The sequence below is a fragment of the Nocardioides ginkgobilobae genome (assembly GCF_054781275.1).
Window position 1 is genome coordinate 1 of sequence record NZ_BAAGUS010000030.1, and the last position, 15,255, is coordinate 15,255.

The 15,255-nt window shown below is 64.4% G+C and carries 7 protein-coding genes; 5 read left to right on the forward strand and 2 right to left on the reverse strand.

Features of this window, described 5'->3' with window-relative positions; translation table 11 throughout:
* Positions 1-103: 103 nt before the first annotated feature.
* Both ACYVID_RS17645 and ACYVID_RS17650 read right to left on the reverse strand, forming a co-directional pair.
* On the reverse strand, positions 104-355 hold the full coding sequence (locus ACYVID_RS17645; RefSeq protein WP_460739314.1) for a hypothetical protein: 252 nt from the start codon (positions 353-355) through the stop codon (positions 104-106).
* Between the two features lie 37 nt (positions 356-392).
* Positions 393-3,002 carry a DEAD/DEAH box helicase gene (locus tag ACYVID_RS17650; RefSeq protein ID WP_460739316.1) on the reverse strand — a complete coding sequence of 870 codons (2,610 nt, stop codon included), beginning with the start codon at positions 3,000-3,002 and terminating at the stop codon, positions 393-395.
* Positions 3,003-3,131: 129 nt separating this feature from the next.
* Between ACYVID_RS17650 and ACYVID_RS17655 the strand changes: the two genes are divergently transcribed.
* The 5 genes from ACYVID_RS17655 (at position 3,132) to ACYVID_RS17675 (ending at position 15,163) form a co-directional block, all read left to right on the forward strand.
* On the forward strand, positions 3,132-6,542 hold the full coding sequence (locus tag ACYVID_RS17655; RefSeq protein ID WP_460739318.1) for a helicase-related protein: 3,411 nt from the start codon (positions 3,132-3,134) through the stop codon (positions 6,540-6,542).
* A 134-nt stretch (positions 6,543-6,676) separates the two neighbouring features.
* Complete coding sequence (locus ACYVID_RS17660; RefSeq protein WP_460739320.1) at positions 6,677-9,439, forward strand: DUF1156 domain-containing protein; 2,763 nt, start codon at positions 6,677-6,679, stop codon at positions 9,437-9,439.
* A gap of 19 nt (positions 9,440-9,458) precedes the next feature.
* The gene (locus ACYVID_RS17665; RefSeq protein WP_460739322.1) at positions 9,459-11,282 is read left to right on the forward strand and encodes a GmrSD restriction endonuclease domain-containing protein; all 1,824 of its coding nucleotides are present in this window, start codon (positions 9,459-9,461) and stop codon (positions 11,280-11,282) included.
* A 1-nt stretch (position 11,283) separates the two neighbouring features.
* Positions 11,284-14,646, forward strand: coding sequence for a Swt1 family HEPN domain-containing protein (locus ACYVID_RS17670; RefSeq protein WP_460739324.1), 3,363 nt, complete (start codon positions 11,284-11,286; stop codon positions 14,644-14,646).
* Between the two features lie 70 nt (positions 14,647-14,716).
* Positions 14,717-15,163 (forward strand): site-specific integrase, encoded by a 447-nt coding sequence (locus ACYVID_RS17675; protein ID WP_460739326.1) that lies wholly within the window; start codon positions 14,717-14,719, stop codon positions 15,161-15,163.
* Positions 15,164-15,255 lie beyond the last annotated feature (92 nt).

Genomic DNA, 15,255 nt, shown 5'->3' on the forward strand with positions numbered 1-15,255 from the left:
TGCACGTCGAGGTCTTTCGGGTGGCTGGCGTAGGAACCGCCATCTTCGAAAGACCTCGACCTCTATCCCGGCACCGACGCGCCGACCCCGGCCGCGTCGTCCGCTACACCCTCAACTGTGAAGAGCCCCCAATGGTGTCCCCGGCGTCCGCCCATGGGCGGACCTCGGCGTCCTCGCCGAGCACGAAGATCTGAACGGCGAGGGCATACTCGCCACCAAGGATCAGGACAGTGTCGTCGGTCCGGACCGAGCCCTGCGCGATCGTGCCCATTAAGGCAGTGCCTCTCCAAGCCATGTCAAAGACCTGAGTGACCGGCATGGCCAGCACTCCATCGCGGGAGTACATCGAATCCATGACAGTGCTCCTCTGATCGTCGACTGAAGCAATCGGGCTACGGACTCAGCAGTCGCTGGCGTTCGGCGGCGACGATATCTCTTGCGATCTCGGCGTCGGAGATGTCGATCGCTTCAGGTGCACTGTCGGCGGTTTCTGAGACGCGCGCGAACTCCTCGAAGAGTTCGCGCTTCCGCGCCAGGATCTCAGTGATTCGGCGGTCCACTCCGTCTTCGGAGAGGAGCCGATGGACCTGTACTGACTCCAGCTGACCCATCCGTCTCGAGCGCGCGATGGCCTGCCACTCCGTGGTCGGCTTGAGCTGTGGCTCGCAGATGACCACCACTGAGGCGGACTGGATGTTCAGCCCTACGCCGCCTGCGACGATCTGGGCCACCAACACGGCGCCGTGCGGAGCCTGAGAGAACTCATCGACCATCTCCTGCCGCCTAGCCGCCGGAACCGATCCGGTCAGCGGGCCGAAGACCTTCCCAGGCAGGTGAGCAGCGATGTCGTCCAGGACGGCGCGGAAGTGGGAGAAGACCAGCACACGACGGTTGTTGTCCTCAGCCTCCTCGACGATGTCCAAGAGGCGCTGCATCTTCTGTGAAGCCGTCCCGGCACGAAGCGCGGCCTGGCGCATGGCCATGAAGTTGCTGTCCAGTACGGCCGATCGATAGTGCTGTTGATCTTCGGGGGAGAGTGGCATCCACTCATCGACCTCGACGAGCTCTGGGAGCTCGGTGAGGACATCCTCCTGATTGCGGCGCAGGTACGCGGGGGCAACCTGCTTGCGGAACTGTCGTGGAGCGAACTCAGAGGCATTGACCGTTAGGTCGGGGCGTAGGTAGCCAACGAGGCTGCGGAACTCATCGATCTTGTTTTCCAGCGGCGTTCCGGTGAGCAAGATGGCTCGGGAGCTTTGCTGGATCAGGGCTCGGGAGCGACGAGTCCGCTGCGCGTCGGGGTTCTTGATGTAGTGGGCCTCGTCGAAGACGAGGCACTCCGGGTGGGTGCCACTCGGCACACGCCCTTCCAGCCACCCGAGGGTGTCGTACGTCGTTACCGCGACCCCACCGTTGCGGCCCCATGACCCCAGGGCGGCATCACGTCCCGGACCGTGGAGCCGATGTGCTCGCAGGTCGGACTTGCTGGTGACCTCGCGCATCCAATTGGTGACCACTGCAGCCGGACACACCACCAGGAAATGGTGAGACCCCTTGGCGCGCAGATGAGTGAGCACGGCCAGCGATTCAACGGTCTTACCGAGGCCCATCTCGTCGCCGATAATGACTTTGCGCTGCACGAGCGCGAACCGGGCGCCGAACGATTGGTAGCCGCGCAAGGACGCTGAGAGGAAGCGTGTCTCGAGCTTGAGGTCACGTATCGCCTGCAGGATCTCCTCCGGCAGGTCACCCTGAGCGCCTTCCTCGTCCTCGGACAGGAACCCGAGCTCGGAGAGCATGGCGTAGTAGTCCGCCGGCCTCGACAGAAAGTCAGCCCACACGTCCGTAGCCCAGGCGCCACCGGCGCCCAGGGCGCCAGCGCGTTCACAGACGAGTCGCATCGCAACACGCAAATCCTGAGTGGGCTTGCGATGCCCAACGAACAGGACTTGCGTTACCGCGCCCGAGACTGCGGTCAGGTAAGGCCGCAGGCTGTCGGCTGCAGCGAGGACGTTGGTCGCGGACTTGATCGACCGTGCCGAGTCCCACGCCGCTAGCTTGGAAAGCAACGTAGTCGCGGCCGGAGGACGGTTCTTGATGTCGAGTCGGATCGGCATCTCGTCCAGCGTGGTCTGCCAGATCGTTCGAGCAGCCCCCAGCATGCGCTTGCCCGTGGTCTCACCCACGCTCGGTATGCCGTAGACGCGGCCACCGAGGTCGAGCACTTCCTGAACGGACTTGATGCCGGCGGCAGTGAGCGCCGAGATGCGCAACTGGCCGCTGCTCGCGTCCTTCAACCTCTCTACGGGCATCTGCTCAACGAGCGCTCGGGCCTCGGCCTGTCGCAAAGCATCAGCGGCGCCGGTGACCGCACCGCGAAACTGCGCCTCTTGCGCCAGCGCGTGGTCGATAACGCGGATCGCCTCGAGGGCCCTGTCCATCTCCGACCGCTCGATCAGAACTCGATCGGCCGGGAGGTGCTGCGAGAGGCCGACGGGATCGTCGAGGACGGCTGAAGGCCCCGGTGCGACACGAGGGTCGGGCTGCCACTCGGCCAGGTAGCGAAGAGCCGCGTCCTGCCCCGTGGACATCACCCACTCGTGAAACTGGGTCAAGTAATTGGCTGCAGCGGAGGCGCCGTCCTTGCGGCCCCGGTTCGCGAAGACACGACGAGCCCCGAACAGGGCTCGGACGTCGTCCAATGCTCGTTGCACGTCACCATGTAGGCGGTCGATTGTCTGCTGAGTGACGTCGGCAATGGCAGGCACTGTTCCTGCCCGCGCCATGCTGATAGTCAACGAACTGTCTGCCGGAGTCAGGGACAACGACCGCCAATCAGCAGACGTCGATGCTGGCGCGAGTCGAGCCAGCAGCTCTGTGCGAGCGGAGTCCCCAGCATCGATGACAGTGGATCGCGTTGCCACGCCAGTGGCCGCCAGGTCCCGCCACGATGCGACCTGTTGCACGATGGCGCGTAACTGCTGCCGCTCGTCCTTCTCCATCGCACCTGCCGTTTCCACCGCTTGACCCAATCGGGCGCAGCGTAGTGACAAGCACCGACGCCCGAAGCCAGTTGAGTAAAGACTGTCCGCGGGAGCGAGTAGGTTCGGCGGAATATCTAGGAGGTCACGTTGCAGCTCGAAGAGCTCAAGCCCGGTCTACGCATCGATGGGCTCATTCCAGCCGAGGTCATCACCGTCATCGCCGCCCAGTGGCACGGTACGGACGCACTCGAATTGACCTACAAGAATGCGGACGGAGGCCTCGGGCAGCAGGTGGTGTTCCGCAAGGATCAAGACAAGCTGTCAGTAGCCCACAGTGGCAGCAGGGCCTTCGACGCCGCAGCGAGCGACTTCAAGCTCGCTGCGGAGGCACAGCGGATCTCCTTGGCCGGCCTCTTCGACCCGATGCTCGCTGTTGCGACCAGCGACGTACAGCCGCTGCCACACCAGATTCGGGCCGTCTACGGCGAGCTACTGCCGCGGACCCCGCTCCGCTTCCTGCTGGCCGACGACCCAGGCGCGGGCAAGACGATCATGGCCGGGCTCTACATCAAGGAACTGCTGCTTCGCGATGACGTAAAGCAGTGCCTGATCATCGCCCCCGGCGGACTGGTAGAGCAGTGGCAGGACGAGCTGTTCTTCAAATTCGGTCTCCGGTTCGACCTGCTCACAAACCAGCTGATCGACGCCCAGGTCAACTTCAATGTCTTCGAGACCAACCCACTGCTGATCGCGCGGATGGATCAACTCTCCCGCAACGAGCAACTGCAGGCTCAGCTGAAGGACACCGAATGGGACCTCATCATCGTCGATGAGGCGCACCGCATGGGTGCGCACTACTTCGGTGGAGAGCTGCGGAAGACCAAGCGCTTCCTCCTCGGCGAGATGCTCGGCCAGATCACCCGACACCTTCTCCTGATGACCGCCACGCCTCACTCAGGGAAGGAAGAGGACTTCCAGCTCTTTATGACGCTGCTCGATCGGGACCGCTTCGAAGGCAAGCACAAGAAGAGCGCCGACGTCAGCGGGGTCATGCGCCGCATGGTCAAGGAAGACCTTTTGACCTTCGAAGGCAAGAAACTCTTTCCCGAACGCATCGCCGAGACCGTCCCCTACGAACTCACCGCACTCGAGTACGACCTCTACGAGGACGTCACCCACTATGTCCGCGAGGGGATGAACCGCGCCGAACGCATCGGCGGCAAGCGCAAGAACACCGTTGGCTTCGCCCTCACTGTCCTTCAGCGCCGCCTCGCCTCCAGCCCCGAAGCGATCTACAAGAGCCTGGTACGTCGCACCGAGCGGCTGGAGCGCAAGAAGCAGGAGATCCTCAACGGCACCTACCGCGAGGTCGAGCCCGACATCGACCTGAGCGAGATCGACGACGACGAGTTCAACGCCGAAGAAATCGAAACGGCCGAAGAGGAACTGCTCGACGCCGCTACGGCCGCGCAGACCGTCGAAGAGCTCAACGCGGAACTCATCGAGCTCGGCGAACTCATCAAGACTGCTCGACTGGTCCGCGAGGCCGGCACCGACCGCAAGTGGACCGAGCTCTCCACCATCCTCCAGGACCACGCGCTCACCACAGACGCTCAAGGGTGGCCGCGGAAGTTCATCATCTTCACCGAACACCGCGACACCCTGGAGTACCTCAGAGGAAGGATCGGCTCGCTGCTCGGAAAGCCAGACGCAGTCCGCGCCATCCACGGCGGCGTACGCCGCGCCGAGCGACGCCAGATCACCGAGGAGTTCACCAAGAACCGCGACTGCCAGATCCTCCTGGCCACCGACGCCGCCGGTGAAGGTCTCAACCTCCAGGCCGCACATCTGATGGTCAACTACGACCTCCCATGGAACCCCAACCGCATCGAGCAGCGCTTCGGCCGCGTCCACCGCATCGGCCAGGAAGAGGTCTGCCGCCTCTGGAACCTCGTCGCCTCCAACACCCGCGAGGGCGAGGTATTCACCCGACTCCTGGAAAAGCTCGACCAGATGCGTCAAACCTATGGCGGCAAGGTCTTCGACGTCCTCGGCGAGGCATTCACCGAGACCCCGCTGCGCAACCTGCTCCTCGACGCCATCCAGTACGGCGAACGGGCCGACGTGAAGGCCAAGATGCACGAAGTCATCGACGCCTCCGTCGGCGACGGACTGAAGGATCTGCTCGACGAGCGCGCCCTGGCGTCCGACCACCTTGCTGATGCTGACTTGCAGGCGCTGCGAGCCGCTATGGACGAGGCCCGAGCACGGCGCCTCCAGCCGCACTACATCGAACTCGCCTTCAAGGCAGCCTTCACCAAGCTCGGCGGACGCATCGTCAAGCGCGAGCAGGGGCGCTACGAGATCGCCAACGTGCCCCAGCACATCCGCTCGGCAGGCACAGGACCCATCGCCACCAAGTACGACCGGGTCACCTTCGACCTCAGCCACGTCCAGCCCGACGACCTCACCCGCGCAGACCTGCTCGCACCCGGCCACCCGCTCCACGACGCCGTCATGGGCGAGGCCATCCGCAACTTCGGTGGGGCGCTCAACCAGGGCACTGTTCTTGTCTCGTCCACGCTGGAGGAACCGCAGCTCCTCGTCGGCGTCATCGAGGAGGTCGCCGATGCGACCGGCGAATCGGTGGCCCGACGCTTCGGTTACGCCTACGTCGACAGCTTCGGCACCGTCAGCCCCGCCGGGCCGGCGCCCTACCTGGACTGCGTCGCGGCACCGGCGGGCCCAGCAACGGACGCCGCCAGGCGTCTGAGCTGGCTCGGCGACGCCGAGGACAAAGCGACGAGCTGGATTATCGCCAATCAGTTGCCCGAGTACCTCGGCGAAGTGCAGCCGCGGCGTCTCAACGAATTGACCAAGGCGCGCGACTTGGTCACCAAGCGCTTGAGCGCCGAGAGCGAACGCCTCCTGCTCGACGCCGCCGTCGCATCGGAGAAGGAGCAGAAGGGCGAGAAGCCGAAGGAGTCTTCCGACAGCCTGAATCGCAAGGCCGTCGAACTCGACTCACGCCTCCGCAAGCGCCTCGCGCTGCTCGACCAGCAGCAGCTCATGTCGACCAAGCCGCCGCACATCGTCACCGCGGCGCTGGTGCTGCCCATCGGGATGCTCGAAGGCGAGATCCCGGCGACCGCGCCCATCCACGCGAAGGAGACCAAGGCAGTCGAACGCCGTGGTGTTGACCTGGTCCTCGCCCGCGAGCGCGAACTCGGCCGCAAGCCCGTCGAGCAGGCGTTCAACAACAAGGGCTTCGACATCCTGTCGACCGACGCCAACGGCGATACCTACCGGATCGAGGTCAAGGCGCGGATCGAGGGCTCGAAGGACTTCTTCGTCACCCACAACGAGGTCATGACCGGCAAGAACGCCGTCCCTCGCTACCGGCTCGCGCTCGTCCGGGTCGATCAGCGGGGCGCTCAGTACGACGAGGTCCGCTACCTCGGCGACCCGTTCGCCACCACCGACCTCGGAGACTTCGAGGCCACAGGCATCCGAGGCGACTGGGCCAAGACCTGGGCAAAGGGCACCGCGCCCTTCTGACGCCCGCGGGCCCCACCATTGACTCCCGTTCCACCCAAAGCGTCGGGCCCCAACGGTAACTTCATGCACACATCACGCGCCGCATCGTCGGTGAGGTTCGCCCGTCATCTCGGGCACGGAGGGTCGAGGAACTAGTGCACAAGCGCAAGCTGATCGAGGTGGCTCTGCCGCTGGAAGCGATCAACCGGGAGTCCGCCCGGGAGAAGTCGATCCGGCATGGCCACCCGTCCACCATGCATATCTGGTGGGCGCGTCGGCCGCTCGCGGCAGCCCGCGCGGTGCTGTTTGCGCAGTTGGTTGACGATCCGAGCGCGCGGCCGGACCGCTTTCCGACGGAGGAACTCCAGCGCGAGGAACGCGAGCGGTTGCACACACTAATTGCCGAGCTCTGCGCCTGGGAGAGCGGGCGCAACGATCGTCTGCTCGACGCGGCGCGGCGCGAGATCTTGGCTTCCACCGGCGGTAATCCGCCGCCGATCCTCGATCCGTTCGCGGGCGGCGGCGCGATTCCAGTTGAGGCTCAGCGGCTTGGGCTTGAGTCCCGCGCGGCCGACCTCAACCCTGTGGCCGTTCTGCTGAACAAGGCTCTGATCGAGCTTCCTCCAGCGTTCGTAGGGACCGAGCCGGTCTGGCCGGGCCTGGCTGCAAGCCAAATCCGGAAGTGGGTTGGCGCTGAGGGGCTCGCCGCCGATGTTCGCGCCTATGGCGAGTGGATCGGGCAGCAAGCGAAGGCCAAGGTCGGGGATCTCTATCCCGACGTGCGCCTCGATGACGCCAGTCATGTGCCCGCCCTCGCTTGGATCTGGGCCAGAACCCTCACGTGCCCAAACCCCGCGTGCGGGATTGAGATGCCACTGGTCCGTAGTTGGTGGCTGAGCAAGAAGCGCGGAGGTGAGGCGTATGTCGCGCCGCATGTCGAGACTTCGAACGATCACCCGTCCGGACGTCGAGTGCGGTTCGAGATCATCCGCAGCAAGGTAGGTGCGCCGAGCGCCGCATCTGACGGCACCGTCGGACGGAGCGGTGCGACTTGCGTTGCGTGTGACGCACCCGTGTCTCTGGAGCACATCAGGTCCACAAGTCGCTCGGTAGGACTTGGCCAGCAATTGATGGCGGCTGTGGCGACCAAGAACCGCAGGCGCTTCTATGTCGAGGCGACCGCGGATCAAGAATTGGCGGCGAACGTTGAGTTGCCGGAAGACCTCCCCTTGGGCGAGTTGTCGGATTGGCCCGGCCGGATCAATGTCTACCGGTATGGCCTGACGAAGTTCATCGATCTCTTCACGCCGCGGCAGCTCAGGGCGTTGATTGCATTCAGCGACCTCGTGCTTGCCGCTCGCGAGAAGGTCATCGAGGATGGCGGCTCGGCGGCGTACGCAGACGCGATCGCGACGTACCTCGGACTTTGTGCGAGCAAGATGACGGTGTTCCACACATCCCTTTCGCGGTGGCGGTCAGACGCTGACAAGACGGCGCCAGCTTTTGGGCGTCAAGCGATCGCGATGGTTTGGGATTTCGCGGAGCCGATGCCATTCGCGGGCGCCGGTGGAGACTGGGATGGCGTCGTCGATGGCGCGGCCAAGACGCTGGAGGGCCTTCGCCCCGGCGCTTCGGGGACGGCTATACAAGCGCCCGCACAGTCCGTCGAGTTGCCTCCGGGCGTCGTCATCTCCACGGACCCGCCCTACTACGACAACATCAGCTACGCAGAACTCTCCGACTACTTCTATGTGTGGCTGCGCCGCGTTCTTCGGCCGGTCTACCCGGATCTCTTGTCAACATTGCTCGTTCCTAAGGCCGAGGAACTGGTCGCCAACCCCTATCGTCATAACGGGCCTGTCGCCGCGAAGAAGTTCTTCGAGGATGGCTTCCGCGAGGTGTTCGCCCGAGCCCGGGCTACGGCCTCAGCGGAGTATCCGATAACGGTCTACTACGCCTTCAAACAGTCCGACTCCGACGACGTCGGCGAAGCATCGAGCGGTTGGGAAACCCTGCTTGAGGGCATGATCACGGCCGGCTGGGAGATCACATCCACCTGGCCGATGCGGACCGAAGGCGGAACGCGGCTGATCGCGAGGGACTCAAACGCTCTTGCCTCTTCAATTGTGTTGTCCCTGCGTCCGCGTCCCGACGGAGGACCAACGACAGATCGTCGCGGGTTCATCGCGGCCTTGGAGGCGGAGCTTCCGGGTGCGCTCCGGAAGTTGCAGCAGGGGCAGGTGGCCCCAGTCGACCTCCCGCAGGCTGCCATTGGTCCTGGCATGGCCGTATTCAGCCGGTACGCCGCAGTTCTGGAGCCGACCGGCTCAAAGATGACGGTCCGCGCCGCCTTGGCGCGAATCAACGAAATCCTTGACCAGGTGCTCAACGAGCAGGAAGGCGACTTTGACTCGACGTCTCGGTTCGCTATCGCTTGGTATCGCCAGCACGGCTACGGAGTCGGCAAGTTCGGGGATGCGGACAGCCTTGCGCGTGCACGTAATACCAGCGTCGACACGATGGACCGGGACGAGATCCTCACGAGTCGTGCAGGCAACGTCCAGCTCATCAAGCCCGCAGATCTCCCGTGGGACTACGACGTCCTGAAGGACGCCCACACCTCGAACTGGGAGGCTCTCCACCATCTGATCAAGGTGCTGGAACGCGATGGAATCGCGCCGGCCGGCGACTTCCTTCAGTCCGCGCTGACCCGCCCCGATGGCGCGGTTGATGCTGATCTGGTCAAGGAACTCGCTCACCTCCTGTTCCGCATCGCCGAGGGCAACGGCTGGACGAAGGACGCGCTCAGTTTCAACACGTTGGTCACGACCTGGCCGGAGATCCTTGAGGTCGCTCGGTCGGTCAAGAAGCCCACCGCGCAGCAGGGCGCGTTCGACTTCGATGAGGGAGACGACTGACATGGGCTTTCTGACGCCTATGTACGAGCTCGGCGAGTACCTGACGTGGACACGATCCGGGGAGATCCAACTCCCTGACTTCCAGCGTGGCTACAAGTGGGAAGACGAGCGCATCCGCCAGTTGCTGGTCACGGTGCTCCGGGGGCACCCCCTCGGTGCCGTCATGCTTCTGAAGACCGGCAACACGCAGGTCCGCTTCAAGCCCCGGGCGATCGAGGGCGTGGGGCTAACTGCGGGGACCGAGGCCAAGTTCCTTCTACTCGACGGACAGCAGCGTCTGACCTCACTGACTCAAGCACTTAGTGGCGACGGCGCAGTTGCGACGAAGGACAGTCGCGGCAAGCTGCTCGACCGCCGCTACCTCGTGCACATGGACACCGCGCTGAGCGACTCGAACCGTGTGGATGAGGCGCTCATCAGCATTCCTGCGGACGGTGTGGTTCGAACGAACTTCGGCAAGGACGTGGTCCTTGACCTGAGCGACCACGACAAGCAGCGCGAGCACGGCTACTTCCCGCTTCACCTGCTCTACGGCGACTACATGAGCTGGATCCTGGAGCTTGAGGACCGCGAGCTCGGGAAGCGCTTCCACGAGCAGTTCATCAAGCCGGCAGCGACCTACGACATCCCGGCGATCGTGCTCGACGAGAGCACGGACAAGGCTGCGGTGGCCACGGTCTTCGAGAAGGTCAACATCGGCGGCCTGCCCCTGAACGTCTTCGAGCTGCTCACGGCCGTCTTTGCGGGCGACGCCGGGTACTACGAGAAGTCGGGCGAGGACTTCCGTCTGAACGACGACTGGAAGGAGACCCAACTCAAGTGGTCGTCCTACCCGGTCCTCGCTGCAGTCGAGAACACCGACTTCCTGCAGGCCATCACGATGCTCACCACCCGCAAGCGGAACCTCGCGGACACCTCTGACCGGCCGCCCGCGATCTCCGCGAAGCGCGAGGACGTTCTCAAGCTCACCTTGGCGGACTACCTGGAGTGGCGGGACCAGCTCCGCGAGGCGTTCGTCTGGGCTGCCACGTTCCTTGCCGACCGGCACATCTTCGCTCCGCGAGACGTGCCGTACCCGAAGCAGCTCGTCCCTCTGGCCGCGATCAAGGTCGTCCTCGGCAAGGACGCCGACCTCATCAGCGTGAGCGAGCGCCTGATCCGCTGGTACTGGTGCGGAGTGCTCGGCGAGCTGTACGGCTCGGCGATCGAGACGCGGTTCGCGCGTGACATCGAGATGGTTCCGGCGTGGGCTCATGACGAGTCCACGCCGGTGCCGCGGACCGTTCAGGACGCGAACTTCACTGAGTCGCGTCTCCACTCGCTCCGAACCCGGAACGCCGCCGCCTACAAGGGCATCGCCGCGCTCATCCTCGCCGGCGGTGCGCGCGACTGGATGGAAGACAAAGCGCTCGACAAGGTTCAGTACGTCGATCTTGCCGTCGACATTCACCACATCTTCCCGCAGAAGTGGTGCAACGACACCGGCATCGACGACGAGCACCGCGAGAGCATCGTCAACAAGACGACGATCAGCGCCCGCACGAACAGGACGATCGGTGGCGCTGTGCCGTCGTCGTACCTGACCGTGATCGAGTCGCGCGCTCAGCTCGAATCACCGCGCCTCAACGAGCTGTTGGGAACGCACCTCGTTCCTGCTGAACTACTGCGTGCAGACGACTTCGAGGCCTTCTTCAAGGCCCGCCGCGAGAGCCTGTGCAAGCTCGTCGAGGCCGCCATCGGCAAGAACGTCCAGCGCGACATCGACCAAGGCTTCGCCGAGGAAGACTCGGCTCACTTCGAACCTGACGAGCTCGAAGACGACACCGTCACGGAGAACGATTGACATGGCACTGAGTAACCGCGACCGGATCGACCGCATGTTCCAGGTGCTCGCGCCGGCACTCGACGACTTCATCTCGACCGTCGTCGGTCAAGGCGATCCCTCGCTCGGCGCCGTGTGGACCAAGCTTGTGCAGGCGAAGGACAGCAAGAACGGCGCACCTTCGACGAAGACCTACGACGCGCTCGATCCCCAGGTGCAGTTCCGGATCCTCACCGAGGGCAACATCACCGGTGGGTTCAAGCCGGGTTGGTACCCGTTCAACCAGGCCATCGGCCGCACCGGCGAAACCTTTGCGAGCGAGCTTCGCGAGGTCCGCAACGAGTGGGCCCACAACAAGACCTTCACCGATGACGACGCGTACAGGGCGCTCGACACCGGTGAGCGACTTCTCAAGCTGATTGGCGCCGCGAAGGAAGCAGATGAGGTCCGCGGCATCCGGCTCAACCTGCGTCGTGTCACTGCCGACAAGGACGACAAGAAGGTCCTGAAGGCGGCCGTCGACAACCCCGAAGCAGCCGGTCTGCGCCCTTGGCGTGAGGTCCTCCAGCCCCACGACGACGTCGCCACCGGCAACTTCCACGCCTCTGAGTTCGCCGCCGACCTCTACAAGGTCGCGACCGGAGGCGAGGTCGACTCCGACTACGCCGACCCGGTCGAGTTCTTTCGACGCACCTATCTGACCGAAGGACTGCGTGACCTCATAGGTCGTGCGGTGCGCCGCCTGTCAGGCGATGACAACGCATCACCGGTCATCAATCTTCAAACCAACTTCGGTGGCGGCAAGACCCACTCAATGCTGTCGCTGTGGCACGTGGCGGCGGGCCTGCCCGTCGGCAGCTTCCCGCAGGAGACCCAGGAACTCCTGACCTCCAGCGGCTACTCAGCCACCAAGGTCAACCGCGTCGCCATCGTTGGTAACCACTTCAGCCCGTCTGGGGTGACCAAGGAGGACGGCACCGACGTCAACACCATCTGGGGCGAGTTGGCATGGCAGCTTGGCGGTACGGAGGCGTACGCCGTGGTCGCCAAGGCGGACCGCGATCGGACTCACCCTGGCGATGCGCTCCACGAGCTGCTCGCCAAGTACGCACCCGCTGTCATCCTGATTGATGAGTGGGTCGCGTACGCACGTTCCCTCGTCGGCCGCGACGACCTTGCGGGCGGCACGTTTGACGATCAGTTCACCTTCGCCCAGTCGCTCACCGAGGCCGCCAAGGGCACGAAGGGCGTCCTGCTTGCGATCTCGATCCCGGCCTCGGAAACCGGGGACGCCAACGACAAGATCGTCGCCGGCAATGCCGAAGAGGTCGGCGGCCAGAACGGTCTTGAGGCTCTCAAGCGCCTCCAGAACGTCGTACGTCGTGTGGCGGACCAGTGGCGCCCAGCGTCGTCTGACGAGGCGTATCACATCGTCAAGCAGCGGCTCTTCAAGCAGCCGGATGCCGCAGCGCTGGCAGCCATCGGCGCTACGGCTCGGGCGTACGTCGAGATGTACCGCAAGTTCTCCGACGACTTCCCTCGCGAAGCACGGGACGCTGCCTACGAGGACCGGATCAAGCGGACGTACCCGATCCATCCGGAGCTGTTCGACACCCTCTACGAGGAGTGGTCGTCGCTGGAGCGCTTCCAGCGGACCCGAGGCGTCCTCCGTCTGATGAGCACGGTCATCCACGCCCTGTGGACCGGCGAGGACCAGTCGCCGATGATCATGCCCGCGTCGATCCCGCTGGCCACGTCGAACGTGAACTCCGAGCTCACGCAGTACCTCCAGGATTCCTGGAAGGCGATCATCGACGCGGACGTTGATGGCTCGAACTCCGAGCCTGCCCGCATCGACAAGGAGAAGCCGCTCTTCGGCCAGCGTGCGCTGACCAAGCGCCTCGCGCGCACGGTGTTCTTCGGCGCTGCGCCGACGATCGCTCCCGGCTCGGTCCACAAGGGCATCGGCACGCAGCGTGTATTCCTCGGAACTGCGATCCCGGGCGATGTCCCCGGCAACTTCCACTCGGCGCTGACTCAGTTGGGCGACCGCGCGACGTATTTCTACTCGGGCTCGGGCAAGTATTGGTACGACGTCCAGCCCAACATCACCCGCACCGCCAAGGACCAGGCCGAGCGTCTGCACAAGGAGGACGTCTGGGCCGAGATCGTTCGGCGGCTTCAGGACCAGGGCCGCAAGCGTGGCGACTTCGCCGGTGTCCACGTCTGCCCGGAGTCGAACGCCGACATCCCCGACACCGACGAGGCTCGCCTGGTCATCCTTCATCCGAAGGTCGCCCACAAGCGCGGCGCAGAGTCCGCGGCCAAGGACTTCGCCCACAAGGCCACCGAGCACCGCGGCAGCTCGAACCGAACGCACCGGAACGCGCTCGTCTATCTGGCCGCCGATGAGGCGCGTCTCGAAGAGCTGGACAACGCGACCCGCGACTACCTCGGTTGGAAGCACGTCCTGTCGAACGAGGCGGACCTCGACCTCACGCAGAACCAGAAGAACCAGGCGTCGCAACGGGCGACGCAGGCCGACCAGACGGTCACGTCGCGCCTGCTCCAGACGTTCACGTGGGCGCTCGTGCCGGCCCAGCCGGATCCCGGCGCGCCGTTCCTCATCCGCGAGACGAAGGTCGAGGGACAGTCAGACTCGCTGGCGGACCGCGTGTCTCGGCGTCTCGGGAATGACGGCGATCTGTCCACCCGCCAGGCAGCGGCGACGATCCGGCTCGCCATCGGCAAGGTGCCGCAGATCTGGAAGGACGGCCACGTTTCTCTCGGCTCGCTGTGGGGGCTCTACTCGCAGTACCCCTACATGCCGCGCCTGCGCGACCGGTCGGTCCTCGACGCCGGCATCCTCGACTTGCCGATGATCTGGCAGACGGACGCTTTCGCACTCGCAGCTGGCTTCGACGAGGCGGCTGGTCGGTACATCGGGCTCTGGACTCCCGAGGACAAGGAGAGCGCGCCGGTCGCGACGGACTCGTTACTCCTGGTCCGTCCGGACGTGGCGCAGAAACAACGCTCTGACGAGCCTGCGCCCGCGCCCGGGTCTGATCCAGATGCTGCTGAGCCGGACCCCGGCCCTTCGTCCACCATCCAGCCCGGTCCCAGCCAGTCTTCGAAGGTCGACATCGTCTGGCCGACGCGGTTCTACGGCGTCAAGACCCTCAACTCCGACAAGATCGCGCTGGAGTTCAAGAACATCGCCGATGAGGTACTCGCTCACTTGCGTTCGGGTGAGAACACCAGTGTGATCGTGCGCATCGAGATCGAAGCGACGGATTCCGATGGTTTCAATGAGGGTCGGGTACGGACCGTTTCTGAAAATGCGCGCACACTCAAATTCGATCAGTCTGGTTTCGAAACGCAATAAACGTCACCAATTGCATTAGTCGAGAATCGAAGGTACGATTAAATCCAGCTTGGGAATAATCATGTCCTGAGTGGTTTTCAATTACTCCTCCTTGACCCGCGACGCCGATCGGCGTCGCGGGTTTTTGCATTGCTCTGGAAAGGGGCAACTGGTGTCAGAAGCAACCGTCACTCAACTTCACCGCCGAGAAGGCCGCCGCGAACCACCCGCCACTCCGATCCTCGCTGACTTCTTGGACGAGTGGCTTTGGAGCAAACAAGGGCTCCGGCCCTCCACCCACGCGGCCTACGAGATCCACGTACGCCGGTTCTTGGTGCCGGGCCTCGGCCGCATCAACCTTCAGGAATTGACTCACCGCGACATCAGCGCCTTCTACCGCGCATCGGTCGCTCCGAAAGTCAGCGTCGCCACCCTGCGCCGCATCCACGCGACCCTGCGAGCCGCTCTCAGCTCAGCCGTTCGCGAGGGGCTCATCGTCCGCAATCCGGCTCTTCGTACCTGCGGTGGGAGTGGGTGAGCGACTTGGCATGACGCGGTCGGGGTGAATGGGGTCGAGGCCCTCCAGGATCGGGAGCGACCAAGCTGCCCAACCGGAAGGCCTCGACGATG

Coding starts and splice junctions, on each gene's coding strand:
- ACYVID_RS17645 (WP_460739314.1), bottom strand. CDS start 355: ATGGATTCGATGTACTCCCGCGATGGAGTGCTGGCCATGCCGGTCACT.
- ACYVID_RS17650 (WP_460739316.1), bottom strand. CDS start 3,002: ATGGAGAAGGACGAGCGGCAGCAGTTACGCGCCATCGTGCAACAGGTC.
- ACYVID_RS17665 (WP_460739322.1), top strand. CDS start 9,459: ATGTACGAGCTCGGCGAGTACCTGACGTGGACACGATCCGGGGAGATC.
- ACYVID_RS17670 (WP_460739324.1), top strand. CDS start 11,284: ATGGCACTGAGTAACCGCGACCGGATCGACCGCATGTTCCAGGTGCTC.